Genomic DNA, 23,842 nt, shown 5'->3' on the forward strand with positions numbered 1-23,842 from the left:
CCGTCAGCCGCTGCCGGGCAGTGCGCCGGAGAGCTGGAGCAGTTCGACGAACGCGTCGATGCCGGACGGCACCGGCCAGTCCAGGTCGCGCATCGCCGCGAGGTCGGCGGCGGCCCGTGCGGCCACGTCCGGCACGCCCGCGTCCACGGCCTTGGCGAGGACCGCCCAGCCGGCCTCCCAGCGCGGGCGGGTGAGCTCGCCCTGGACGGCCGCGACCACGGCGATGAGGAAGGCCAGCTGCCGGTCGCCGCGTTCGGGCAGGGCGAAGGCGTCCGGATCGGCCAGCACCCGGTCCGGGTCGGGCAGGTCCAGGTTCTCCAGGTACGACAGCAGCTCGATGCCGGCGGCCTCGCCGACGGCCCCGGTGAGCGCGGTGGCCAGGGCCTCCCGGCCGGCACCGGCCGCGTACCCGGTGGCCAGCAGCCGCAGCGCCATCTCCCAGGTGCGCGGGGAGGGCCAGGCGCGGCCGCGGCCCTCGGCCTCGTTCGGCATGTGGTGGACGAGGCCCGGCCGGGCGGTCAGGAAGCCGGAGACCACGCCGCGGGCCCGGGCGACGGCGCCGGAGACGCGGGCCGGGTCCACGGCGGGGAGGGCGACCTCGGGCCAGGTGCCGGCCATGCCGCGGGCGACGGTGCGCGGGCTGTGGGTCCAGTCGAGGTGGACGAACCGGTTGGCCAGCGGCGGGCTGAGGTGCCAGCCGTCGGCAGCGCTGGAGGGCGGGTTGGCCGCGGCCACGATGCGTACCGACTCGGGCAGGACGAGGCTGCCGACCCGGCGTTCGAGGACGACGCGCAGCAGGGCCGCCTGCACGGCGGGCGGGGCGGAGGACAGCTCGTCGAAGAAGAGCAGGCCGTGCCCGGTGCGGGCGAGGCGCACGGCCCAGTCCGGCGGGGCCATGGGCACACCGGTGGTGGCCGGGTCGTCCCCGACGATGGGCAGGCCTGCGAAGTCGGAGGGCTCGTGGACGCTGGCGATGACCGTCTCCAGCCCGATGCCGAGGGCGTCGGCGAGCTGCTGCATGCCGGCGGACTTGCCGATGCCGGGCTCGCCCCACAGCAGGACCGGCTGATTCGCGGTCACCGCAAGGGCCAGCGCCTCCAGTTGGGGGTTGGCGGCGGGCTCGGTGCGGGTGGCGCGCAGCCGGGCGCCGAGGGCGTCGGCGGCCGCGAGGGGGCCGGGCGGCCGGTTGCTCATGCGTCCTCGTCCTCGGCGTGCTCGGCGTCGCGCTCGTCCATGTACTCGTCGAACCACTCGGAGCCGATGCCGGGGAACTCCTCCTCCACACGGCTGCGCAGGAAGGCGAGATCGGTGCGCTTGTAGCGGCGGATCGTCTGGGCCAGCGACAGGTCCATGTCGTCGATGACGTCGATCCGGGAGCCGGCCGCGAGCAGTGCCCGCACCAGCTCGGCGGAGCCGCCGAACTGGACGGCCACCTGCAGCGGGGTGAGGCCGTTCCCGGACGTGGCCTCCAGGTCCAGGCCCGCCGCCCGCAGCCGGGGCAGCAGTTCCGTGTGGTCCAGGAGGTGGAGCACATGCAGCAGCGTGTACCCGCGGCGGTCGCGGACCCGGGGGTCCGTGCCGGCGTCCAGCAGTGCGATGACGCCCGGGGTGTCGCCGTGCTGGGCGCGCAGGAACAGGTCGCGCATCTCGGCCCGCAGGGCGCGCGGCAGCCGCCCCTTGCCGGTGGTCCAGTCGTGCTGCACGGCGAAGCAGCCGGCGACGGCGCCGCCGAACGCCCGCATGGCGCGCTCGCGCTGCTGCTCCTCGGCGGTGTGCGCCGGCAGGTCCAGGGTGCCGCCCTGGGAGCGCACCTCGTGCCAGACGCCGCGGCAGCGCACGCGTACGGCGCCGGGGGCGTCCGGGGCGGGCGGGCCGTCGGCCGGGCCCGCCTCGGGGAAGAGGGCGGCGCTCACCAGCGGGTGGAGTTCCCGGGGAGTCATCCGGCCGGTGCGGACGAGTTCGAGGTCGGGCAGTCGCCACCGGGCGGACCGGGGCAGGGCGGCGACTTCCACCGGCGTGTTCCAGCGCCTCGCCGCGAGGGCCGAGAGGCGCAGGCCGCCCCCTTCCGTCAGCTCCACCGCCAGGTCGCCGTTCCAGCGCACGGGTATCCGGAACCGCCCGCCTTCTCCGGCTTCCTGCAGGCGCCGTACCTCCGCCTCCAGGCGGGTCAGGTCGAAGGTGCCGGCGGCCATGAGGGCCTCGGGGTCGACGGGGCGGTCGTACGGCGACTCCGTCTCGGGCACGGTCAGGTCCCGTTCGATGCCGGCGGCATCGCAGGCGGCAGCGACCTCGCCACGGGCCTGCAGGAGGGCGACCCACTCGGCACGGGCGGCCTGGTCGGCCCGGCCCGGGTCGGCGGTCGGCAGCTCGTCCCGGCCCAGCGGCGTGCCGTCGGGGCGGAAGAACGGCAGCCGGGCGGCGCCGCCGGTGAGGCGCTCGCGCAGTCCGGCGGTGTGCCGGGCGTCCCAGAGCGGCCGGGTCGCGATCCAGTTCTCGGGCGCGAAATTCGTGAAGACGTAGGGCCTGTGGTTGCCCTCCAGCGGATCGACGGGCCCGCAGTGCAGCCGCAGCCGCTGCGGGCCGTCGACCGTGGGACCCGTGGTGGCGGAGAGCACCGGGGCGTCGTGGCCCGAACCGTAACGGGCGAGCAGGACGCGCACCTGGGTGGCGTGGGTGGTGCGGCCGCCGAGGAGGCGGGGCAGGTGCCAGCGGACCAGGTCCGGCGCGAGGTGGCGCAGGTCGTCCTCGACCGCCTCCGCGACCGGGGCGCCGTGGCGGGCGGAGACCTCGGACAGGTCGAACGCGACGTCGACGGCGGCCGCGGCGCAGGCGGCGCGCCAGTCCCCGGCGAGCCGGTGCCCGGTCGCGCGCTCGATCATCCAGCCGGGCACGGCGTAGCGGCGGATCCGCTGCCAGGCCGGGCCGTCCTCCGTGAGGAAGCCGCCGGGCAGCCGGTCGGGGACGCGGTTCTCGGGGCGCGCGTTCATCGGTACACGCTCGTGATGGCGCTGAGGTCGGGGTGGGCGCCGCGGGCGGGGCGCAGCCGGCCGGCGAAGGAGCGCTTCACCTTGCGGGGCAGGCCGGGGCCGAGGCCCACGTACTCCAGGGGCGAGCCGTCGGGGACGGCGGCCAGCAGGCGCTTCGCGCCGCGTCCGGTCAGTCCGGTGTGGCGCAGTTCCAGGCGGCGCAGCGGGCTGCCGGGCAGGGCGGCGGCGAGTGCGTGCGCCCCTTCGTCGCCGGTGGTGTTGCCGGTGGAGCCGAGGCTGCGCTCGGACAGGGCCCGGCCGAGGTCGAGGGCTTCGACGCCGCCGAGGGCGTCGGCGAGGGCCCGGGCGCCGTCGGGTCCGATGCCGTTGCCGCCGAGGCCGAGGCGGACCGGACGGGCGGGGTCGGCGGCCGCGGCGGCGGCCAGGACGGCGGTGCCCTCGTCGCCGAGGTGGTTGGCGGGGAGGTACAGCTCGCGGACGCCGGCGTCCCGGATGAGGGCGGCGAGCAGCGGGGCGTCGTCGGCGGTGAGGCCGTTGCCGCCGAGGAAGAGGCGCTCCAGCGGGGTCTCGCGGGTGCGGAGGGCGTCGAGGAGGAGGCGTACGCCGTCGCCGCCGATGCCGGTGTTGACCAGGTCGAGGGTGCGCAGGGTGCGGTTGCGCCGGAGCAGGGCGGCCAGGGTCGCGGCGCCGTCGGCGAGGACCGGGTTCCGCTTGAGCCAGAGGGCCTTGACGGAGGTGTCGTCGGCGAGGGCTTCCGCGAGGGCGGCGACGCCGTCCGGGCCGATCCGGTTGCAGCCCAGGTAGAGGGTGTGCAGGCCGTGGCCGTCGCCGAGGGCGCCGACGAGCGTACGGGCGCCCTCGTCGCCGATGGAGTTCGTGCCGAGCAGGAGGTGCCGGGCGTGCGGGGAGCGGGCGGCGGCCGTCGCGACGCGGGCGGCGCCCGCCGGTCCGAGGCCCTGCTTGCACAGGTCGACGCGGCCGTCGGTGCGCAGGGTGCCGATCGTGAAGGCCTCGTCGGCCGCGGGCTCCTCGGCCGCGGCGAGCCGCGCGAGCAGCGGGTCGAGGCCGGCCGGGTCGGCGAGGGGCAGGTCGGGGTGCTCGATCGCAGGGCACCGTACGGGTATCGGCCGTGTCATCACCACTCCACCGGTTCCTTCGCCGGTGCCCGGCGTCCGCTACGACTCGAAGAAGACGCAAGACCGGTCGGATTCGAACCGACGTCCTCCAGCTCGATGCTTGGGCGCGACGACCTCTGCGCTACGGCCTTGCTGCGGAGATCATAGCGACTTTCCGGCCAAAGTCGATCATCAGTTTGAATCCATGGCCGGATAACTGCCATCGACGACGAACGGACGCCGCGGGACCATGCGCCCCCGCCCGATTCCGGAAGCGCAACATCCGGACGAATCAGACATATGCCTTTTCTTTGACATCCGAGGCATTTCCACCGACCACCTCGAAGGCGTCACCCGCACGCCGCCCCGAGGCGTCCGCTTTTATCCCGTTCACGGCCGTAATCGCCACAGAAACGCCGGTCGAGCCGGATCGTTACCTCAAGTTTCGCTCAATTCCAGTGACACCACGGCGGCGGCATTCCTAGCTTCCTCGTACACGCGTCTTAACGCTTTTAAACATCTCCGCGGTTCCGCGCGATCCGGCAATCCCGCTCCGCGTCCCGCGACCCCTAGGAAAGAGTGCACAACATGAGGGTTCCCAAGGCTGGTGCGATGGCCGCGGTCGTCGGCCTCGCCCTGACCGCCACCGGCTGCGGCGGCGACGAAGGCCCCCAGGGGACCCTGTCGGTCGGCATCAAGTTCGACCAGCCCGGTGTGGGCCTGCGCGAGACCGGCGGCGCCTTCTCCGGCTTCGACGTGGACGTCGCGACCTACATCGGCAAGGAGCTCGGCTACAAGCCCGAGCAGATCGAGTTCAAGAAGGTCGACAGCTCCGACCGCGAGCTGCTGCTGCAGTACAACGAGGTCAAGTTCGTCGCCGCGAGCTACTCGATCAGCGACAAGCGCAAGGAGAAGGTCGACTTCGCCGGCCCGTACTTCACGGCCCACCAGGACCTCCTCGTCCGCGCCGGCGACAACTCGATCACCAAGGCCGAGGACCTCAACAACAAGAAGCTGTGCTCGGTCTCCGGCTCCACCTCGGCGTCGAACATCAAGGAGAGCCTGGCGCCCAAGGCGAGCCTGCTGGAGCTCGGCGGCTACTCGGAGTGCGTCATCGCCCTCCAGGACGGCCAGGCCGACGCCATGACCACCGACAACGCCATCCTCGCCGGTTACGCCGCCCACAAGGCCAACACGGGCAAGTTCAAGCTCGTCGGCCTGAGCCTGAGCAACGAGAGCTACGGCATCGGCGTCAAGAAGGGCAACAAGGAGCTGGTCGGCAAGATCAACGCCGCCCTGAAGAAGATGGTCGCCGACGGCTCCTGGGACGCCGCCGTGAAGAAGAACTTCGGCTCGGCCAACTACCGCAACGAGCCCGCTCCGCAGATCACCACGGGCAGCTGACGACGCCCGCCGGGCACCGCCCACGGACCCGCCCCCCCTGCGAGCGGGGGCCGGGCCGCGGGGCCGCGGCGCCGGTGCGCCGGTGCGCCGGTCGGCGCGGAACAGGGCCTGCGCGTCGTCGTTGACGACCGGACGAAGGGGGAACGTCTCCTTCGCCGCCGCCGGGATCAGTCCACCGGGGCCTCGGCGGCGAGGACCTTGAGGAACTCGCGCATCCACGCCGGGTGGTCGGGCCAGACGCGCGCCGAGACCAGCTTGTCGTCGACGACGGCCTCGGCATCCTCGAAGTCGGCGCCGGCCGCCTTCATGTCCAGCTGGAGCGCCGGGTACGCGGTCACCCGCCGACCGTCCAGCGAGCCGGTCGCCGCGGTGATCAGCGGGCCGTGGCAGATCTGGGCGATCGGCTTGCCCGAGGCGGCGAAGGCGCCCAGGATCCGCTGCACGTCCTCGTTGTTGCGCAGGTACTCCGGCGCCCTGCCGCCCGGCACCACGACGGCCGCGTACTGCTCCGGGTCCACGTCGGCGAAGGCGACGTCGGCGGGCCAGGTGTAGCCCGGCTTCTCGGTGTAGGTGTCGAAGCCGTCCTCGAAGTCGTGCACGACGAACCGCAGCCGCTTCACCGCGGGCGCCGCGATGTGCACCTCGTACCCCTCCTCGCGCAGGCGCTGGTACGGGTAGAGGACCTCCAGCGACTCCGCCGCGTCGCCGGTCACGATGAGGATCTTCACTGCCATGGGCTGCTCCCGGTAAGGGTGTTCGCACGATCGTGGTCTTCGCGTCCGCCCGGTCCTCGCCGGGCCCCGGCCACCCTGCCCGTGCTCCGGGTTCCTGCCAAGAGGGCTGTCACCCGATCGGGTTACGCGGCCCGCAAGGAATGTCCGGGCTCCCGACATGTGCATTTCACCTGTTCGGTGCATGACAATGTCACCGTCGCTCCGTCACCTGACACCCCGTCGACCCACCGGCGGGGAGGGCGGTGCGCACGGAAAGGATCCCCCACGCCATGACCATCTCCCGGAGAACCTCCTGGGTCGTCGGCCTCGCCGCCGCCACCCTGGTGGCGATACCCGCCGCCGCCACGGCGGGTACGGCGCACCAGGCGGCCGGCAGCACCGGCACGGCCGCGGCCGCGCAGGCCGCGACCACCGCGTACACGCCCGTCGACGCGTACTACGCGCCCGCCGAGGGCAAGAGCGGGGCAGCGCTGAAGGCCGCGCTCCACGACATCGTCAAGAACCAGTCCCGGATCAGCTATGACGCCGTGTGGAACGCGCTGAAGGTCACCGACCAGGACCCGGCGAACCCGAACAACGTCATCCTCGTCTACTCGGGCCGCTCCCAGTCCAAGTCGACCAACGGCGGCGGCGCCAACGACTGGAACCGCGAGCACGTCTGGGCCAAGAGCCACGGCGACTTCGGCACCGCCACCGGCCCGGGCACGGACCTGCACCACCTGCGCCCCGAGGACGTCACGGTCAACAGCACCCGCGGCAACAAGGACTTCGACCGCGGCGGCAGCCCCGTCGCCGAGGCCCCCGGCAGCTACACCGACGCCGACTCCTTCGAGCCGCGGAACGCGGTCAAGGGCGACGTCGCCCGGATGCTGCTGTACATGGCGGTGCGCTACGACGGCGGCGACGGCTTCGCGGACCTGGAGATGAACGACCGGGTCAACAACGGCAGCGCGCCGTCGTTCGGCCGGATCAGCATGCTGAAGGAATGGAACCGGCTGGACCCGCCGGACGCCTTCGAGAAGCGCCGCAACGAGGTCATCTACAACACCTACCAGCACAACCGGAACCCGTTCATCGACCACCCGGAGTGGGTCGACTCCATCTGGTGACCCAGGATTGACCCCTCTGTGGACCGGGTATCCGCAGGTCAGAGGCTGCTGCACGCACCCTGCGGCAGCAGCCGACGGAGGTCGTCATGGACGATGCCGGACTCTCCGACCGCGAGCAGCGCGCCCTCTCCGCGATCGAGGCGGAACTGAGGCAGGACCGCTCGCTCGACCGGATCCTGCGCTTCGGCCGGCTGCGCCACCGTGCGATGGCGGCGTGCGCGCTCGGCGCGGTGACGGTGGGACTGCTGATCGCGGCGTCCATCACCGTGTCCCTGCCGCTGATCTGGGGCTTCGCGGCCGCCTGGACCCTGACGGTGGCCATGGCGCTGCCGCTGCTCGCCCAGTGGCTCCGGCACCGCTGGCAGGTCCGGGAGCATACGGGCCGGGCGGGCTGAGCCTCCGGTGCGCCCGGCCCGGGCGCGCCGGTGCTAGGACCCGGCGGGCCGGAGCCGGTCGGCGAGGGCCGTGAAGTCGGTCCACGGCTGCTGCGGGGGCCGCGTGTCCCAGACCTTCTGGGACAGCGCGGCCAGCGGCAGCCGGATCCCGTCGGCGACCTGGGCCTGGGTCTGGGCCCCGGCGAGGTCGCTCCAGACGGCGAGCCGGCCGCCCAGGATCTGCGGCCCGTACCGGGCGGGCACGGGGGTGGTCCCGCGCAGGACCAGCGGGGTCCACTCCTCGTAGATCCGCCGGCCGGTGGGGTACGTGAACTGGTTCGGCTCCCCCAGCACGTAGTAGAGGTACTCGTCGTTGAGGTTGACGACCTTGCGGCCCTCGTCGAGGTACGAGACCGGCGGCCGGGCCCCGGCCTCGCGGCCGGTCCAGTACTCGACCTGGATGTCCTGCGCTGCCCGCGCCACTCCGCCCGCGAACAGGCCGTCGTTCCACGCCTTGGGCACCCGGCCCGCCGGGCGGACCACGCCCGCCCGGTCGTTCAGCCAGCCCGTGGCGAGGTCCTGCACCTTCGCCGAGGGCCCGTACCGCTGCCGCGCGGCCTGCGCGAGCTGTGGGAAGGAGGCCTCCGGGTCGCGGTAGACCAGTGCCTGGTACTCGTCGGCCCCCAGGTGCCAGGTGGTGCCCGGGAAAAGCGGCAGGTACTCGCGGAGCAGCTCGTCGACGAGCCGGGCCGCGGCCGGGTTCGAGATGTCCACGGCGCCCTTGACCGCGCGGCCCTGTACGTCGCGCAGCTGCAGGTCGGGGTGGGCGCGCAGCACCGCGCCGAGGTGGCCCGGGGAGTCGATCTCGGGGACGACGGCGATGTGCAGGCGGGCGGCGAGCGCGTTGATCCGCCGGACCTCCGCCTTGGTCAGGTGGGGGGTGGAGACGATCTCGGGGTGGGTGTCGGACTGGATCCGGAAGGCCTGGTCGTCGGAGAAGTGCAGGCCGAGCTGGTTGAGCTTGAGGTCGGCCATCTCGCGCAACCGCGCCTCGATCCAGGGCGCGGTGTAGTTCTTCCGGGCGGTGTCGAGGTTCAGGCCGCGCTGCGGTTTGGCCGGCGCGTCGCGCACGGTGCCCTCGGGGGCCGAACCGGCCGCCTTCACCGCCTGTTTGAGGGTCCGGGTGCCGTAGAAGACCCCGGCCTGGTCGGGGCCGGTGACGCGGACGCGGCCGTCCTTCACGGTGAGGGTGTACGACTCCGGGGGCCCGGAGTCCGGCGCGGCGAGCGCGAGTTCGACGTCTCCGGGGCGTGCGGCGGCCTTGTCGGTGAAGCCGAGCCGGAGTTCGCCGGCGAGCAGCCTGCCCTCGTCGGCGAGGGCCGCGCTGTTCGCCGCCGGTACGACGACCCGCGCGCCGGGGGCGGGCTTCCATCCGGGGCCGCGGGCGGGGGTGTGCTCGCGTACGGCCGGGATGGTCTGCGGGGCGGAGGACAGCGGGTACGACGGTGTCGGCGCGGGGACGGCCGGCGCGGTCACCGGGCCGGTGCCGAGGGCCTGCCCGGCCGGGCCGCTGGGGGCGGCGCCCGTCCCGCGGCCGTGGGAGGCGGCGGTGCAGGAGGAGACGGAAAGGGCGACCAGCGCGGCGGCGGTCGCCGTCGCGAGGGCGCGGCCCGTCCTGTACTGCCTGGTTCGTCTCATGATGCACCCGTGTCCCCGTGGCCCGTGTCCCGGGTACCAACGTGGCACGGGGGACACGGGCTCGCGACTCGGCCGGCGCCCGGGCGGCCGAGGCCTCAGGCGGCCGGCGCACCGTCCCCGTCGTGTGCGGCGAGCTCGGCGAGGGCGGCGGCGGCGAAGCCGTGGTCCTCCTCGGGGGCGGCTCCGCCCACGCCGACGGCGCCGATGATCCGGCCCTCGCGGTGGACGGGCAGCCCGCCGGCGATGAACAGCAGCGGCCGGTCGAGGGCGGTGGGCAGGGTGTGGAACGGCCCGTCGGGGCGGACGGCGTCGACCAGGTCGGCCGTGGGGGCGTTCAGCTGGAGGGCGGTGTAGGCCTTGCGGGTGCTGGTTTCGCCGGAGATCAGCACGGCCCTGTCGTCGCGCCGGAAGGCGAGCAGGTGGCCGCCCGCGTCGAGGACGGTGACGCTCACGGTGGCGCCGGCCGCTTCGGCGGCGGCCCGGGCGGCGGAGACGAGGAGTTCGGCGTCGTCGGTGGTCAGGGGGGCGACGGCGGTGCGGGGGCGGGTGGCGGTGGACATGGCGGGGTTCTCCTGGGGGTGGTGCGGTCGGGTGGCGGTGTGCGTGCGGCGGTGTGCCGCGGATCGGCGGTTCGGCGGTTCGGCGGATCGGTGGGTCAGCGGGTCAGCGGCGGGCGGCGGCGGCCTCGGGCGCCGCGGCGCCCCGGGCGGTGGCGGAGGCTGCGGCGATGCGCCCCGGGCGGGGGGCCGTACGCCGTTCCAGCGCGCCGGAGACGAGGGCGAGGACCAGGGCGGAGCCGGCGAGGGCGGCACCGACCCAGTTCGGGGCGGTCCAGCCGAGCCCGGCGGCGATGACGAGCCCGCCCAGCCAGGCGGCGAGCGCGTTGCCGAGGTTGAAGGCGCCGATGTTGACGGCGGAGGCCAGGGTGGGCGCGCCGGCGGCCTGGTCGAGGACCCGCTTCTGCAGGGGCGGCACGGTGGCGAAGCCGAGGGCTCCGATGAGGACGACGGTGACGGCGGCGCCGGCCTTGGAGTGGGCGGTGAGCGTGAAGAGGGCCAGGACGAGGGCGAGGGCGCCCAGGCTGGCGTACAGCATCGGCATGAGCGCCCGGTCGGCGTACCGGCCGCCGAGGAGGTTGCCGCCGACCATGCCGAGGCCGAAGAGGACGAGGAGCCAGGTGACGGAGGTGTCGGCGAAGCCGGCGACCTCGGTCATCATCGGCGTGATGTAGGTGATGGCGGCGAAGACCCCGCCGAAGCCGAGGACGGTCATGGCCATCGCGAGGAGCACCTGGACGTTCCTGAAGGCGGCCAGCTCGTGGCGGATCCGGACGCCCTCAGGCCGGGGCAGGTCCGGGACGAGGCGGGCGATGCCGAGCAGGCCGACGACACCGAGGGCGGCGACGATCAGGAAGGTCGTGCGCCAGCCGAGGGTCTGGCCGACGAGGGTGCCGAGGGGGACGCCGACGACGTTGGCCACGGTCAGGCCGGTGAACATCATCGCGATGGCGCCGGCCTTCTTCTCGGGGGCGACGAGTTCGGCGGCGACGACCGAGCCGATGCCGAAGAAGGCTCCGTGGGCGAGGGAGGCGACGACGCGTCCGGCCAGCATGACGCCGAAGACGGGGGCGAGCGCGGAGAGCACGTTGCCGGCCACGAACAGGCCCATGAGCAGCATCAGCATGCGCTTGCGGGGGATGCGCGTGCCCAGGACGGTCATCAGGGGGGCGCCGAGGACGACGCCGAGGGCGTATCCGGTGACGAGGAAGCCGGCGGTCGGGATGGAGACGCCGTAGCCGGCGGCGACCTCGGGGAGCAGGCCCATGATCACGAACTCGGTGGTGCCGATCCCGAAGGCCCCGATGGCCAGGGCGAGCAGTGCGAGAGGCATGAGGGGAGGTGCCCTTCAGGGGTGGGGGGTGGTACGGGCGCGGCAGCACCGAGAATGGTTGCGATCGCCGATTGCCTGCGTCCACATTAATTGTAGACGCGGGATATTTGCAAGCGCGGGCTATTGCGTCCGTCGCCTATCCTGGAGGCACCCGCGTACGGGGAACCGGCCCGGACCGGGGATCTGCAAGGAGGAGCCCATGACGGCCACGGACAGCGCGCTGACCGCCCTCGCCCAGGGCTGGTGCGCCCTCTCCCTGCTGCACGGCCGGATCGAGGCGCGCATCGAGCGGGCCCTGCAGGCCGAGCACGGGCTGAGCGTCCGCGAGTACTCGCTGCTCGACGTCCTCAGCCGCCAGCACAACGGGCCGGGCGGCCACTTGCGCATGAACCAGGTCGCCGACGCGGTGGTCCTCAGCCAGAGCGCCACCACCCGGCTGGTCAGCCGGCTGGAGGACCGCGGGCTGCTGAGCCGCTACCTCTGCGACACCGACCGCCGCGGCATCTACACCGACGTCAGCGAGGCCGGCCTGGCCCTGCTGGCCGCGGCCCGGCCGACCAACGACACCGCGCTGCGCGAGGCCCTGGACGAGGCCAGGCCCAAGCCCGAGCTCGCCCCGCTGGTCGCCGCCGTGGAAAACATCCGGCCCGGCACGGGCACCCCCGCGGTTGGGGCATGATCGAGGGATGTCTGAACGGATCATTGCCGCCTGCGACGGGGCGGCGAAGGGCAATCCCGGGCCTGCCGGATGGGCGTGGGTCATCGCCGACGCCGAGGGCCGCCCGGAGCGCTGGGAGGCCGGCCCGCTGGGCCGGGCCACCAACAACGTGGGCGAACTGACGGCCCTGCAGCGGCTGCTGGAGGCGCTCGACCCGGGGACGGCCGTCGAGGTGCGCATGGACTCGCAGTACGCGATGAAGGCCGTCACCCAGTGGCTCCCCGCCTGGAAGCGCAACGGGTGGAAGACCGCCGCGGGCAAGCCGGTGGCCAACCGGGAGCTCGTCGAACGCATCGACGGGCTGCTGGCGGAGCGGGACGTGGAGTTCCGCTACGTCCCCGCGCACCGCACCGACGGCGACCGGCTGAACGCCATCGCCGACCAGGCCGCCAGCGACGCGGCCGTCTCCCAGGAGGCCGCCGGCACCGCACTCGGCCACACCGACCCGCCCGTGCCCGACCCCGGCCGCGCCATCCCCGCCCGCCGGCCCTCCGGCACCCCGGCGAAGAAGGCGGCGTCCGGCCGCGGCCGCGCCTCCGTCAAGGCGAAGTTCCCCGGCAGCTGCCCCTGCGGGAAGCCGTACGCCTCCGGCGAGACCATCGCCAAGGTCGGCGCCCGCTGGGGACACCTCGCCTGCGCCGGCGCCTCCGGCCCGGCCGGCGCCGCGGACTGACCGGTCCGCGGCAGCGCCCCGTAAGGGGCGCGGGGAACTGCGCGACCAGCCACAACGGGCCCGCAGGCGCTCACCGGCCCGTCACAGCGCCTCCCGCGGAGCGCTTGGGCTCAGCCCGTCCTGCTCGCGCTGGGGGTCGGGGAGCGCAACGGCGAGGACTGCACCGGAGTCCCCGTCCCCGAGGGCGGCGCCGACGGGGACCCGGTCCGCGACGGGGAGGCCGGGGGCGCCGGCCGCGTCCCCGACGGGCCCGGCGACGCACCGGGCGACGGCGTCGACCGGTTCCCCGGTGTCGCGGGCGGGGACGACGGCACCGCCGACGGTGCCGGGCTGCCGGACGGACCCGGTCCCGGGCCGGGGGAACCCGGGTCGGGCGGGGAGGCCGGCGGCAGCGGGCGGGCGGGCGGCGCGTCCGGGGCCAGGACGGCGTAGCCGGCCACGGCCGCGGCCGCCGCGGCCAGACCCGCCAGCGGCACCGCCCAGCGCCGCGACCGCAGCCACACCACGGGGCCCGGCCGCCGGAGGTGCGGCCCGGGCGGAGCCGCGGGGCTCAGCTCGCGGACGGTGACCGAGGCCGCCCGGGCGTCGAGGGCGGCACGCAGCCTGCGCTCGACCGGTCTTTCGCCCGTGGCTCCGCCGGGGCGCTCGCCGTACGTCATACGCGTCCCTCCAGAATCCGTTCCAGCGCGTCCAGGGCGCGGCTCGCGTTCGACTTCACCGCACCCCGGCTGATCCCGAGGGTGGTGGCGATCTCCGCCTCGCTCAGGTCGGCCCAGTAGCGCAGCACCAGGACCTGCCGGCGGCGCGGGGTGAGCCGGGCGAGCGCGGCGAGGACCTCGCGGTGGGCCTCGTCGAGGACCACGTGCTCCTCCGCGGACGGCAGGTCCCGCGCCGGGGGCGGGGTCCAGGCGCGGGCCGTGCGCCGGCGGCGCAGGACGGACCGGGAGGTGTTGACCACGGCGGTGCGCAGGTAGCCCAGGGCGTTGTCGACCTCGGCGATGTCCTCCCCGTGGCGGCGGTACAGGGCGGTGAACGCGTCCTGCACGACGTCCTCGGCGGTGGCGAGGTCGTCGACGAGCAGGACGGCCAGGCGGACCATCGGCAGCCGGTGGGCGTGGTAGAGCCCGGAGACCGTCGGGCGCGGCGGATCCCACGGCGGATCCCCGGGGCCGGCCCGGGTGCTGTCGTACGCGGACGCGCCCCGGTACACGGACGCGCCCCGGTACGCGGACGCGTCCCGGTGGGCGGGCCCGGCTGCGTACGGCGGTGCGGCGGCCGGCGGGGGCACGGCCGGGGCCGGGCGGGCGGCGGCCGGGGCGGGCCGTTCACGGCGCAGCGCCCACGCCAGCAGGCCCCGCCACGCCCGGCCGAAGCCGGGCGCGAGGGGCCGTGCGAGGGGTGCCGGTGGTGCGAGGTGGAGCACGGGCGTCCTCAGCCGTTGGTGCGGCGCCGGACGGCGTACAGGGTCCCGCCGCCGGCGGCGAGGAGTACGGCCGCCCCGGCCCCCAGGGCGACGTTGGTCGCGGAGGAGCCGGTCTGCGCGAGCTCGCCGCCGGCGGGCGAGGGGGTCGCGGACGGCGTCTGGCCCGGCGGCACGCTCGGCACCGCGCTCGGGGCGGCGCTCGGCCTGGCCGTCGGGGGGACGCTGACCGAGGGCGTCGGCCGGCCGCCCGGGGCGGTGCTCGGCGGCGTGCTCGGCACGGGGGTCGGAGCCGTGCTGGGCACGGCGGTGGGCGGCACGCTCCGCGTCGCGGTCGGCACGGGAGACGGCGTGGCCGAGGCCGCGTGCGCGGCCGGCACCGGCCCGGCGAGGGCGGCCGCGGCGGCGGCCACGACGGCGGCGGCCGCCGCCCGGCGCAGCGACGGACGGGCGGGCGCGGGGACACGCTTGAGGTTGGTCACGGTGGTTCTCCACGGTCGGGTCGAGGGCGCGGGATGACGCCCTTCACCCCCGCACGACGCGCGACCCCCCGGGAGGTTGCCGCCCTGTGCAGAAAAGTTTCCGCGGACTTCCGGCCGGGCGGCGGCGCGGGTCCGGGACACGCCCGGCCTCACCCCGCCGACAGCGGGATCCGGCGTACGACCTCGAAGCTGAGGTTGCCGTACGCGGTGAAGAAGGGCGCGGCCGCGAGCTCGGTGGCCCCGCCCGCCTCCCGGGCCAGGACCTTGGAGCGGCGGGCCGTGCGGTCCAGGTCGGGCGCGTGCCGCCGGCCCAGCCGGACGGTGCGCGCCACCCCGTCCGCGCGCACGTTCAGGAAGCAGTCCCACAGGCCCGGCGGGAGCGGCTCTCCCCCGGCCACGGTGGCCAGGTCGAGCTCCGCCCGGAACCCGGCCATGTCCAGCCCGGGATCGCGCTCGGCGAGCTCGGGGTCCGGGCACGGGGCGGCGGGCACCGCGTACTCGCGTCCCGTCTCGCGCTCGCGCAGGACGAGTTCGCTGTCCATGCGGTCCGTGCCGAGGCTCTGGATCCAGGCGTGCCCGGCCAGCCGTACCCGGCGGCCCTGCCAGGCCATCGACACCAGCCGGTGCTGGACCTTCAGCTGCCCCGTCACGTCGAAGAGCACGTCGGGCAGGCCCGCGGCCGGATCCCGGAAGAGGGGGTAGCAGCGGTACAGGCGGCCGTTCTCGACGAACTCCTGCGGCGCCGGCTCCTTCGCCGGGTCGTACTCCATGAGCTGCTCGAAGGCTGCGAGGGGGCCGCAGGCGAAGGCGTACAGCCGGATCCAGTCGATCCGCGGCAGCTCGCCGCCCATGTCGGGGGTCCAGTACGTCTCGACCAGCGTCCGCGCCCGCGTGTAGACCTCCGCCGTGTACGCGGGGTCGCCGTGGCGGGCGGCGACGGCCGGCCGCAGGGCCGTGCGCAGCAGGCTGCGGAAGTGGCGGCCGAGCATCCGCCGCCGGCCCACCGGGTCCTGCACGCGCTCGGCGACCAGCGCCATGACGCGTTCGATGTGGGCGACGGTCTCGTGGGCGGTGCGGGGGCGCGAGGTGAGGTTGCCGCCGTCGTCGCGGCGGCGCAGGTAGTAGCAGTCGTAGTCGCCGACCACGGATATCTTCCCGGCGGCCAGGAAGACGGAGGTGACGAAGAGCTGGTCCTCGCCGTACCAGAGGTCCTCCGGGTAGCGCAGCTGCGCGTCCTCGATGGTCTTGCGGCGCATCAGCTTGGCCGAGTGCAGCGAGCGGTAGACCTCCGAGGTGTAGAGGTCGGCCTCGGGGGCGTGCTGGTGGGCCTTCTCGGAGACGGTCCGGCCGAGGCCGACCTGCCGGGCGAGGACGAGGTCGCTGCCCTGGGTGTCGGCCATGGCGAGCAGCCGCTGGAGGGCCTCGGGACCCAGCATGTCGTCGGCGTCGGCGAAGAAGACGTACCGCCCGCGGGCCAGGTCGAGGGCGCGGTTGCGCGGTCCGCCGGGGCCGCCGGAGTTCGGCTGGTGCAGCACGCGGATCTGCGGGTGGCGGGCCGCGAAGTGGTCGAGTTCGGCACCGCTGCCGTCGGTCGACCCGTCGTCGACCGCGATGACCTCCAGGCGGTCGCGCCCGAGCGACTGCGCCATGACCGATTCGAGGCATTCGGTCAGGTACGGCATCGCGTTGTACACCGCGATGATCACGGACACGTCGGGCACGAACGGGTGGTACATGCCCTGAGCATAGGGTTCGCCGCGCACTGCGCCCGCAGCCGGGACCCCGGCCGCGGCGACGGGGCGCGCGCCGAGCGCTCCGCGGGAGGCGCCGTGGCGGGCCGGCGGTCGCCTGCGGCCCGGTTGAGGCCCGGTTGCGGCCTGGTTGCGGCCTGGTTGCGGCCGGTCGCGCGGTTCCCCGCGCACTTCGGGGCGCTGCCGAACCGCGGCCGGTCAGGAGCCGGCCGGGACGAGGACGACGGCAGTGCCGTACGCGCACACCTCCGTGCCCACGTCGGCGGCGTCGGTCACATCGAACCGCATCATGAGCACGGCGTTCGCGCCGCGGGCCTTGGCCGCCTCGATGAGCCGGTCCATGGCCTGGTTGCGGGTCTCGACCAGGGTCTTGGTCAGGCCCTTCAGCTCTCCGCCGATCATCGACTTCAGGCCGGCGCCGATCTGGCTGCCCAGGTGGCGGGAGCGGACGGTGAGGCCGAAGACCTCCCCGACCACCTGCTCCACCCGGTATCCGGGGGCGTCGTTGGTCGTCACGACCAGGACTCCGGTCTGCTGGGCCCCGGGGCCGCCGGTGTAATCGTCGATACCCATGGCACCCACTGTGGCGGCGGGGCCGCGGCCCCGCATCCGCAGCGCGGCCCACCGGGTACCGGGGCGGTGGCCGGCAGGCGCCTGCACCGGCCCCGGCCTGCGGGGCCCTGCTGCGCGGCCGCGCAGCACGGGGGCGGCGCAGCCCACCCGCACCAGAGCGATACCTATTGGGCATTTCGGGCGAAATGACGGTGCGTCATCGGGGCGGCACGATACGCCCTCGTCATAGTCGTCCCTGGCGACCGCCCGGTCGCCGCTCCGGACCGCGGCGCATCGCGGCCGGGCGGATGCGCCTTCGCAGAGGAGCCTGCACATGCTGAAGCCCACCAGGACCGTCATCGCTCTCGCCGCCGGAAGCCTGGTGCTCGGCTTGGGCTGCGCGAGCGCCGCCGTCGCGGACGCGGGCCACGGCGGCGACACGACGTCGCGCGACCTCCGCCTCGTCGAACCGGGGCAAGGGTCGTCGGGGAAGTTCAACGGCCGGCACTACACCGTCGGCAAGGTCGTCTCGCGCGGTTCGCTGAAGGTCAGGAGCCTGCCGACGGCCGACTCGCGCTCCGTCGGCGAGGTCGGGTCGGGTCACAGGGTCGCGATCCTGTGCAAGGTCTACGGCCAGAAGGTCGACGGCAACGACGTCTGGTACCGCCTCCTGGTGAAGGAGCACGAGGACTCCCAGAAGGGTCGCGAGGACAAGGACAAGAAGGACGACAAGAAGGACGACAAGAAGGAAGACGAGAAGGAGCAGGGCGGCGAGGACAAGGACCAGCGGGACGAGCAGGAGCAGCGGGACGAGCAGGAGCAGCGGGACGAGCAGGAGCAGCGGGACGAGCAGGAGCAGCGGGACGAGCAGGAAGCGGTCGAGGAGGACCTCGCCGCCGACGAATCGGCCGACGAGGAGGTGGCCGAGGAGGTGGCCGAGGACGACCTCGTGGACGAGCTCGAAGAGGACTCCGACGAGGAGAAGGCCGTGTCCGCCAAGCGGAACGGCGGCAAGGAGAGCCACAAGGCCTGGGTCTCCGCCCGCTACGTGAAGAACCTGGACCGGGTCGGGTCCTGCGACTGACCCGCCCGAACCCCCGGCTCCCCCGGCTCCCCCGAATTCCCCGACTCCTCCGCATTCCCCGGCTCTCCCGGACCGCCGGTCCTGCGACCGCCCGGTCAGGCCTCCGGGCGTACGGCACGCGGCCCCACGCACTGCGCTCCGTACGCCCGGACCCGGGACCGCAGCTCCCGGTCCGCCGTGACGACGGTGCAGTCGCGGCCGCTGCCCGCGAGGGACGCCACCAGTTCCACGATCCGGTCGTCGCCGCTGCCCGGCGCCGAGTCCACCCGTACTCCGGGCACGGACTCGACCCCCCGGGCGGCGCCCTCGACGACGAGGACGACCTCCTCGCCCGCCACCGGGTCGCGCCCCGCCAGGCGGTCGCGCAGCCGCTCGGCCGCGCCCCGCCGGTCGCGCCACCAGCCGTCCGGGACGGACCCGACGACGTTGGCACCGTCCACGATCAGCACGTTCACGGTCCCAGTATGGTCGGCGGGCTAGAAGTCGCCGTAGTTGACCTGCCAGGTGGGCAGGCCCATCCGGCGCCAAACCGCGACCACCCGGTCCCGGTCGTCCAGCGATACCCGCACCGCGAACCGGTGCCGCACGTGCGCGTCGAACAGCTCGGCCTTCACGACGTCGTCGCGGCGCGTGTCCCCGGCCGGGCGCATCCACAGCTCGTCGTACGGCACCCCGTGGCGGGCGAGCCACGCCTCGGTCTGCGGGCGGTGCTCCTCGCCGCGCCCGGACAGCAGCACGATGGTGTCGCCCTCGGCGCGCCGGAAGGCGTCCAGCGCGTACCGCACCGGCTCGTTCAGCTCGTCGATCTCGCAGCGCGAGAAGTCGTACGGGCTGCGGTCGCCGGTCAGCGCGAGGGTGCCGTCGATGTCGCACATCACCGCCGGGGGCAGGGCGGGGTCGGCCACGTACGGCTGTACGGACGGCGTGTCGTTCAGCCATTCGGCGGTGAGCCGCCAGCCGCCCTTGCGTGCCTTGGTGTGCTGGTCGGCGAGGATCCGGATGACCTCCTCGCCGACCGGCCGCGCGCGCTCGGCGTCGCGGCGCAGGCACTCCTCCACCGGCACGTGGGTGAAGTCGTGCACGACGAAGGTGGCCCGGCCGGCGACGGCGGCCTTGAGCCGCTTGGGGATGCGCGAGGTCAGGTGGGTGTTGTCGACGACGACGTCGAAGCCGTCCTCGACGGCGGCGCTGACCGCCGCGTCCTGGATGGCCAGGACGGTCTGTTCGTGCCGGTACGAGCGGCCCCGCTCGGGGTCGGGCAGGTCGAGCATGGCGCGCAGGTCGTCGAGGTTGACGCGGCGCATCCGGCCCGGGGCCTCGGACTGCAGGGCGCGCGCGGCGGTGGTCTTCCCCGACGCCGGCAGCCCCGTCATGACGTGGACGACGGGCCGTACGGGCTCTTCGGGTCGTGCGGACACTGGTCAGTTCTCCTCATCGGTCGTGAACGGGTCGGACGCCTGCGGCCGTACGTGGCGCCACACGACGAGCTCGGTCGGACGGTTGTCCAGACGCAGGAACACCGCCCCGCGGATCCCGCTGTCGGGCAGCGCCTTCGCGGCGCGCGCGAAGGCGCCCCGGTCGGAGGCGAGGTGCTCCAGCTGCGCGTAGGCCTCGTCGATCGCCTGCTCGCGCCGTGCGGCCTCGTCCTCGATGCGGGCGATGACCTGGCGCACCCAGGCGTCGAACTCGTCCGGCACCTGTTCCAGCAGTGCGTCCAGCGGCTTGCCGTCGGAGGCCTCGATCTCCGCGAGGGTACAGCCGAGGGTCTGCGCGACCTGCTTGGCGGGCAGGCCGGCGAACCGCTGGATGCCGTGGCTGCGCCAGACGTCCCGTTCCGTGACGCCGGTCAGCACCTTGTGCAGGCGTACGTATTCGGACAGCTTGGCCTTCGCGCGCACGCCGGAGGCGAAGCGCAGTACGAAGCCCTCGGCGTCGGTCCCGGTGGCGGCGCGGCCGCCGGGCAGCGTGTTCGCCTCGGCGAGTGCGGTCAGCTCGCCGAGCGGCATGGCGGGCCACAGGGTGACGACCGATCCGATCCCCTCCCAGTGGCCGGTGGCCTCGGCGAGCGGGACCTCGGTGCCGTCGGCGCCGAACGCGGCGAGGAGCACCAGGTCCCGGCGGTCGCCGTAGTCGACGACGATACGATTCTGCGGGTACAGGATCTCGGCGAGGTAGGTCGTGCCGGGCACGAGGCCCGAGGTGTCCCGGCCGTCGAGGCGGCGCTGCGCCCAGACCGCCTGCGTGCTGATGAACGACCCCTTGGACGCGACCCGCCAGGCGCCCGCGTAGTGGAAGACCACCGCGAGGCTGCCGTCGACCTTCTCGTACACCTCGAACGGCTCGTCGGGCAGGGCCGGGGCGTAGGGCTGTCCGGATTCGTGCTCTCCGACGTTGAAGAACTTCGGCAGCGGCAGCGCGACGACGGCACCGGTGGTGTCGTCGGCGACGAGTCCGCGGCAGCGGACGGTCACCTGGTTCCAGACCCGCTCGTACTGCGCCGTCCGGGTGTAGGTGTAGATGGACAGCGGCAGTTCGGGGTGTGTCTTGCGGCTGACGTGGCCGGCGTCGATGGCGGCGGCGAGCTCCTGCCGCGGCATGAGGTCGTCCAGCGTCAGGTAGGCCTGGTTGTGGCCCATGGGGTCCCTCCCGTTTCGAGATGTCTCATTCTCGACGGTGGGAGGGACTGCCCGGTACCGAATTACCGCAGGTCGCGGCGGTGCGGACGGCGCGGTTCCGCGCGGGTCAGCGGGATACGCAGAGTTCGTTGCCCTCCGGGTCGGCCAGGGTGGTCCAGACGAACGGGCCCTGGTGGCCGTCGTGCAGGAAGGTGGCGCCCTTGGCGAGGAGGCGCTCGACGACCTCCTTCGGGTCGTCGGAGCCGGTGCGGACGTCGAGGTGGACGCGGTTCTTGACGGTCTTCTCCTCGGGGACGAGCTGGAAGAGGACGCGGGGGGCGCGGTCCGTGCCCTCGGGGTGCCGGATGGCCGTTCCCACCTTCCAGACGAGCCTGCCGCGGTGGGTGGTGGTGTCGTCCTCGGCGGCGTGCCCCGCCGCGACGGTCTTGCGGATGAATTCCTCGTCGACCGGCTCGACTTCCCAGCCGAGGGCTTCTGCCCACCAGTCCGCAAGGGCGTGCGGGTCGGCGCTGTCGATGGTCACCTGGAACATATAGGCCATGGAGCGACCCTACCGAGGGGCACTGACAACGCCGTGGAACGAATTCTGCGGGCGCTGGCCCGGCTGCTGTTCCCGTCGCGGGAGGGCGGCGGGGCCGGTGCGCACGGGGTGCTGCCGCCGCTGCTGGTCGGGCTCACGTTCGTGAGCGGGCTGGTCGACGCGGTGAGCTTCATCGGCCTCGACCAGGTGTTCGTGGCGAACATGACCGGCAACGTGGCCCTGCTCGGCTTCGCGCTCGCCGGCGACCGGCAGTTCTCTGCCGCCGCCTCCCTCCTGGCGCTCGCCGCGTTCACGGCCGGGGCGGCGGCAGCCGGGCGGAGCCGCCGCGGCCGTCCGGGCGGGCGGCTGTTCGCGCCGCTCGTGGCGGTGCAGGCAGCACTGGTGGCGGGCGCCCTCGCGGTGTCCGCGGCCGGCGCGGGTCAACTGCCCGCGGTGGGACTGCTCGCGCTCGGCATGGGCGTGCAGAACGCCGTCGTGCACCGGCTGGCCGTCCCCGACCTGACGACCACCGTCGTCACCCGGACACTGACCGGGCTGGCCGCGGACCCGTGGGGGCCGGCCGCGCGGCGGCGGCTGGTGTCGCTCGCGGCGCTGTTCTGCGGGGCCCTGGCCGGCGCCCTGCTGACACTGCACCACGGGCCGTGGGCGGCGCTGGCGCCGGCGTTCGCCCTGCTCGCGGGGATCGCGGTGGCGGGCAGGGCCGCGGCCGCCCCGGCGGGCGGTCCGGTCAGCGGGCGCCCGGGCGGCTGACCGCGAAGGCGGCGAGGGTCAGCAGCCAGGCGCCGACGGCGATCCACAGGAGCACCTCGCCCAGTCGGGCCAGCCCGTCGATGCCCGTCGGCCCGGCCGCCGACAGGCAGGCGGTGGCCGTCATCCCGAGCGGGAACACGGTCGCCCAGCGCCGGACGTCGTAGTGGGGGCGCCGGCTGCGCAGCTCGGCGGCCAGCAGGAGCACGTACCAGGCGAGGGCCGGCGCGAGGGTGACCAGGGTGGCCCGGTGCAGCGCCGTGTGCAGGGGACCGGTCCAGGGCACCGCCGTGAGCTTCGACGCGGCCAGGGCCGAGATGGCCAGCGCGCCTCCCGCCACCCACTGGTCGCCCGCGCCGCGCACCACCTCGCGCAGGTCGAACCGGGCGAAGGACAGCCCGTAGTCGAGCAGGCCGAGGCAGAACGCGGCCAGCGCCGCCCAGGCGAGCCAGTCGCCGAGGCCGGCGAGGGCCAGGGTCGCGGCCAGGACGGCGAGCGCCTGGGCGGCCACGCAGACCAGGAACACCGCCCCGGGCATCTGCCGCTTCCAGTGCCGTACGACGGCGAGGGTCAGCCAGGGCCAGAGGGCGGCGGACAGTGCCAGCAGGGCGGCCGCGGCGGTCTGCCGGCCCAGCATCGAGATCCGGGAGCCGAGCACGGAGGTGGCGGCCACGGCGGTCAGCGCCGCCGGGGTGTAGGCGGCGGCCCGGAACCGCGGCCGGTCGCACACCAGCCGGCACGCGAAGGCGAAGGCGAGGAGCAGCCAGAGCACCCCGGCGACGGCCAGTGCGGCCAGGGAGAGCACCTGCCGGCCGATCAGGTGCAGGCCGACGGAGAGGATGCCGGGGGCCATGACGGCGCCACCCGCCGCCGGGGGCAGTTCCCTGCACCACGTGAGGCCGGGCAGGGAGCGCAGCCGCTCCACCCCGGCCACCCGGGTCAGCCGTCCTGGGCCCGGGCGGCCGTGAGGGTGAGCATGGCGCCCTCGGGGTCGCGGACGGTGACCCAGCGCTCGGTGGCGCTGGAGACGATCGTCGACAGGGTGGTGCCGCCGGCCGCGAGGGCCGCGTCGATGGCTTCGTCGAGGTCCGCGACGCGGAAGTAGACGTGCCAGCGGGGCCTGGACTCGGGGGCGTGCGAGGCGGCGTCGGGGCCGAGGCCGCCGTTGAGCCGGGCGACGGGTTCGCCGGCCTGCCGCAGCACGACCTGGTCGTCCTCGTACGAGACCTCGCAGCAGCCGACGCGGCCGGTGGCCCACTCCAGGACCTCTCCGTAGAACATCGCAGCCTCGAAGGCGTCGCGGGTGCGCAGTTCCAGCCAGGCCGGCGCCCGGCCGCGGCCCACCCGCCACTCGGAGGAGACCCGGCCTTCCCAGATGCCGAAGACGGCGCCGTCCCGGTCGGCGGCGAGGGCTCCCCGGCCGCCGCCGGAGAAGGTGACGGGGCCGACCGCGATCGTGCCGCTGCGCTCGCGGATCCGGTCCGTGGCCACGTCGGCGTCGTCGACGGCGAAGTACGGCGTCCAGGTCGGGGCGACGGCCAGGTCTCCGGCCAGCGCCCCGATGCCGGCGACGGCGACGCCTTCCAGCTCGGCGATGGTGAACGCGTCGCCCAGGCGGTCGGGCCGGAACTTCCACCCGAGGACCGCGCCGTAGAACTCCTGTGCCTGCTGCAGGTCGCGGGCCATCAGGCTCACCCAGCACGGGGCGCCGAAGACCTCTCTCGTAGAAATCTCCACGACTCACGCTCCGTCCTTGTCCCCGCCCCATCCTCGCGTCAGGGGAGGTGGCCCGCACGTCGGGCGCGGCTGTACTGCCGTGGCGGCATGCACAGGCCTGTCCGCGCGCCCGTCCGGTGGTGGTACCACCATCATGCGCCTCGGACCGGGAGCACCGTGTCTGAATTGATCCGCATTGACCACTTTCTGT

25 protein-coding genes and 1 tRNA gene are annotated in these 23,842 nt (G+C 74.4%); 7 read left to right on the plus strand and 19 right to left on the minus strand.

Annotation, left to right across the window (positions count from 1 at the left end):
* Positions 1-3 precede the first annotated feature (3 nt).
* The 4 genes from ACIQUT_RS30315 to ACIQUT_RS30330 all read right to left on the minus strand — a co-directional run bounded on the left by ACIQUT_RS30315 (position 4) and on the right by ACIQUT_RS30330 (position 4,254).
* On the minus strand, positions 4-1,194 hold the full coding sequence (locus ACIQUT_RS30315; protein WP_403567471.1) for an AAA family ATPase: 1,191 nt from the start codon (positions 1,192-1,194) through the stop codon (positions 4-6).
* On the minus strand, positions 1,191-2,987 hold the full coding sequence (locus tag ACIQUT_RS30320; RefSeq protein WP_403567473.1) for an ankyrin repeat domain-containing protein: 1,797 nt from the start codon (positions 2,985-2,987) through the stop codon (positions 1,191-1,193). The genes ACIQUT_RS30315 and ACIQUT_RS30320 overlap by 4 nt, the downstream gene beginning before the upstream one ends.
* Positions 2,984-4,123: a gala protein gene (locus ACIQUT_RS30325; protein ID WP_403567476.1), complete on the minus strand. Its 1,140-nt coding sequence runs from the start codon at positions 4,121-4,123 to the stop codon at positions 2,984-2,986. The genes ACIQUT_RS30320 and ACIQUT_RS30325 overlap by 4 nt, the downstream gene beginning before the upstream one ends.
* 58 nt (positions 4,124-4,181) lie before the next feature.
* Positions 4,182-4,254, minus strand: a tRNA-Arg gene (locus tag ACIQUT_RS30330).
* A gap of 436 nt (positions 4,255-4,690) precedes the next feature.
* Between ACIQUT_RS30330 and ACIQUT_RS30335 the strand changes: the two genes are divergently transcribed.
* A complete protein-coding gene (locus ACIQUT_RS30335; protein ID WP_403567478.1) occupies positions 4,691-5,506 on the plus strand; it encodes a glutamate ABC transporter substrate-binding protein in 816 nt (271 codons plus the stop codon).
* A gap of 167 nt (positions 5,507-5,673) precedes the next feature.
* On the opposite strand, the gene ACIQUT_RS30340 is transcribed toward ACIQUT_RS30335, so the two are convergent.
* A complete protein-coding gene (locus ACIQUT_RS30340; protein WP_403567480.1) occupies positions 5,674-6,240 on the minus strand; it encodes a DJ-1/PfpI family protein in 567 nt (188 codons plus the stop codon).
* Positions 6,241-6,509: 269 nt separating this feature from the next.
* On the opposite strand from ACIQUT_RS30340, the gene ACIQUT_RS30345 reads away from it, so the two are divergent.
* Complete coding sequence (locus ACIQUT_RS30345) at positions 6,510-7,349, plus strand: endonuclease I family protein (protein ID WP_403567481.1); 840 nt, start codon at positions 6,510-6,512, stop codon at positions 7,347-7,349.
* An 86-nt stretch (positions 7,350-7,435) separates the two neighbouring features.
* On the plus strand, positions 7,436-7,744 hold the full coding sequence (locus ACIQUT_RS30350) for a DUF3040 domain-containing protein (protein WP_403567483.1): 309 nt from the start codon (positions 7,436-7,438) through the stop codon (positions 7,742-7,744).
* A gap of 33 nt (positions 7,745-7,777) precedes the next feature.
* Here ACIQUT_RS30350 and ACIQUT_RS30355 read toward each other — a convergent pair whose 3' ends face one another.
* The 3 genes from ACIQUT_RS30355 to ACIQUT_RS30365 form a co-directional block, all read right to left on the minus strand.
* On the minus strand, positions 7,778-9,421 hold the full coding sequence (locus ACIQUT_RS30355; RefSeq protein WP_403567485.1) for a glycoside hydrolase family 20 protein: 1,644 nt from the start codon (positions 9,419-9,421) through the stop codon (positions 7,778-7,780).
* A 95-nt stretch (positions 9,422-9,516) separates the two neighbouring features.
* On the minus strand, positions 9,517-9,981 hold the full coding sequence (locus ACIQUT_RS30360) for a heme-binding protein (RefSeq protein ID WP_403567487.1): 465 nt from the start codon (positions 9,979-9,981) through the stop codon (positions 9,517-9,519).
* A 103-nt stretch (positions 9,982-10,084) separates the two neighbouring features.
* On the minus strand, positions 10,085-11,311 hold the full coding sequence (locus ACIQUT_RS30365; RefSeq protein ID WP_403567489.1) for an MFS transporter: 1,227 nt from the start codon (positions 11,309-11,311) through the stop codon (positions 10,085-10,087).
* Between the two features lie 199 nt (positions 11,312-11,510).
* Between ACIQUT_RS30365 and ACIQUT_RS30370 the strand changes: the two genes are divergently transcribed.
* Positions 11,511-11,990 (plus strand): MarR family winged helix-turn-helix transcriptional regulator, encoded by a 480-nt coding sequence (locus ACIQUT_RS30370; RefSeq protein ID WP_403567491.1) that lies wholly within the window; start codon positions 11,511-11,513, stop codon positions 11,988-11,990.
* A 7-nt stretch (positions 11,991-11,997) separates the two neighbouring features.
* Positions 11,998-12,702, plus strand: a complete 705-nt coding sequence (locus ACIQUT_RS30375) for a ribonuclease H (protein ID WP_403567493.1) — start codon at positions 11,998-12,000, stop codon at positions 12,700-12,702.
* A 110-nt stretch (positions 12,703-12,812) separates the two neighbouring features.
* Here the strand turns inward: ACIQUT_RS30375 and ACIQUT_RS30380 are convergent, their stop codons facing one another.
* From ACIQUT_RS30380 to ACIQUT_RS30400, 5 genes are all read right to left on the minus strand, one after another.
* Positions 12,813-13,361 (minus strand): hypothetical protein, encoded by a 549-nt coding sequence (locus ACIQUT_RS30380; protein ID WP_403567495.1) that lies wholly within the window; start codon positions 13,359-13,361, stop codon positions 12,813-12,815.
* A complete protein-coding gene (locus ACIQUT_RS30385; RefSeq protein ID WP_403567497.1) occupies positions 13,358-14,125 on the minus strand; it encodes an RNA polymerase sigma factor in 768 nt (255 codons plus the stop codon). Before ACIQUT_RS30385 ends, ACIQUT_RS30380 begins: the two co-directional genes overlap by 4 nt.
* A gap of 8 nt (positions 14,126-14,133) precedes the next feature.
* On the minus strand, positions 14,134-14,604 hold the full coding sequence (locus ACIQUT_RS30390; protein ID WP_403567499.1) for an LPXTG cell wall anchor domain-containing protein: 471 nt from the start codon (positions 14,602-14,604) through the stop codon (positions 14,134-14,136).
* A gap of 149 nt (positions 14,605-14,753) precedes the next feature.
* On the minus strand, positions 14,754-16,340 hold the full coding sequence (locus ACIQUT_RS30395; RefSeq protein WP_403567501.1) for a glycosyltransferase family 2 protein: 1,587 nt from the start codon (positions 16,338-16,340) through the stop codon (positions 14,754-14,756).
* Positions 16,341-16,553: 213 nt separating this feature from the next.
* On the minus strand, positions 16,554-16,928 hold the full coding sequence (locus tag ACIQUT_RS30400; protein ID WP_403567503.1) for a YbjQ family protein: 375 nt from the start codon (positions 16,926-16,928) through the stop codon (positions 16,554-16,556).
* Between the two features lie 313 nt (positions 16,929-17,241).
* Between ACIQUT_RS30400 and ACIQUT_RS30405 the strand changes: the two genes are divergently transcribed.
* Positions 17,242-17,991 carry a hypothetical protein gene (locus ACIQUT_RS30405; protein ID WP_403567505.1) on the plus strand — a complete coding sequence of 250 codons (750 nt, stop codon included), beginning with the start codon at positions 17,242-17,244 and terminating at the stop codon, positions 17,989-17,991.
* A 95-nt stretch (positions 17,992-18,086) separates the two neighbouring features.
* On the opposite strand, the gene ACIQUT_RS30410 is transcribed toward ACIQUT_RS30405, so the two are convergent.
* The 4 genes from ACIQUT_RS30410 to ACIQUT_RS30425 all read right to left on the minus strand — a co-directional run bounded on the left by ACIQUT_RS30410 (position 18,087) and on the right by ACIQUT_RS30425 (position 21,168).
* The gene (locus tag ACIQUT_RS30410) at positions 18,087-18,446 is read right to left on the minus strand and encodes an NYN domain-containing protein (protein WP_403567507.1); all 360 of its coding nucleotides are present in this window, start codon (positions 18,444-18,446) and stop codon (positions 18,087-18,089) included.
* 21 nt (positions 18,447-18,467) lie between these two features.
* The gene (locus ACIQUT_RS30415; RefSeq protein ID WP_403567508.1) at positions 18,468-19,409 is read right to left on the minus strand and encodes an AAA family ATPase; all 942 of its coding nucleotides are present in this window, start codon (positions 19,407-19,409) and stop codon (positions 18,468-18,470) included.
* 3 nt (positions 19,410-19,412) lie between these two features.
* Complete coding sequence (locus ACIQUT_RS30420) at positions 19,413-20,627, minus strand: RNA ligase (protein WP_403567510.1); 1,215 nt, start codon at positions 20,625-20,627, stop codon at positions 19,413-19,415.
* 106 nt (positions 20,628-20,733) lie between these two features.
* The gene (locus ACIQUT_RS30425) at positions 20,734-21,168 is read right to left on the minus strand and encodes a VOC family protein (protein WP_403567512.1); all 435 of its coding nucleotides are present in this window, start codon (positions 21,166-21,168) and stop codon (positions 20,734-20,736) included.
* Positions 21,169-21,201: 33 nt separating this feature from the next.
* Here ACIQUT_RS30425 and ACIQUT_RS30430 point away from each other — a divergent pair, with 33 nt between their 5' ends.
* Complete coding sequence (locus ACIQUT_RS30430; protein ID WP_403567513.1) at positions 21,202-21,918, plus strand: YoaK family protein; 717 nt, start codon at positions 21,202-21,204, stop codon at positions 21,916-21,918.
* Here the strand turns inward: ACIQUT_RS30430 and ACIQUT_RS30435 are convergent.
* Positions 21,896-22,849 carry a hypothetical protein gene (locus ACIQUT_RS30435; protein ID WP_403567515.1) on the minus strand — a complete coding sequence of 318 codons (954 nt, stop codon included), beginning with the start codon at positions 22,847-22,849 and terminating at the stop codon, positions 21,896-21,898. The genes ACIQUT_RS30430 and ACIQUT_RS30435 overlap by 23 nt on opposite strands.
* Before the next feature lie 5 nt (positions 22,850-22,854).
* The gene (locus ACIQUT_RS30440; RefSeq protein ID WP_403567517.1) at positions 22,855-23,652 is read right to left on the minus strand and encodes a VOC family protein; all 798 of its coding nucleotides are present in this window, start codon (positions 23,650-23,652) and stop codon (positions 22,855-22,857) included.
* Positions 23,653-23,842: the final 190 nt, after the last annotated feature.

Source organism: Streptomyces sp. NPDC090445 (genome assembly GCF_044769385.1).
Taxonomy (GTDB): domain Bacteria; phylum Actinomycetota; class Actinomycetes; order Streptomycetales; family Streptomycetaceae; genus Streptomyces.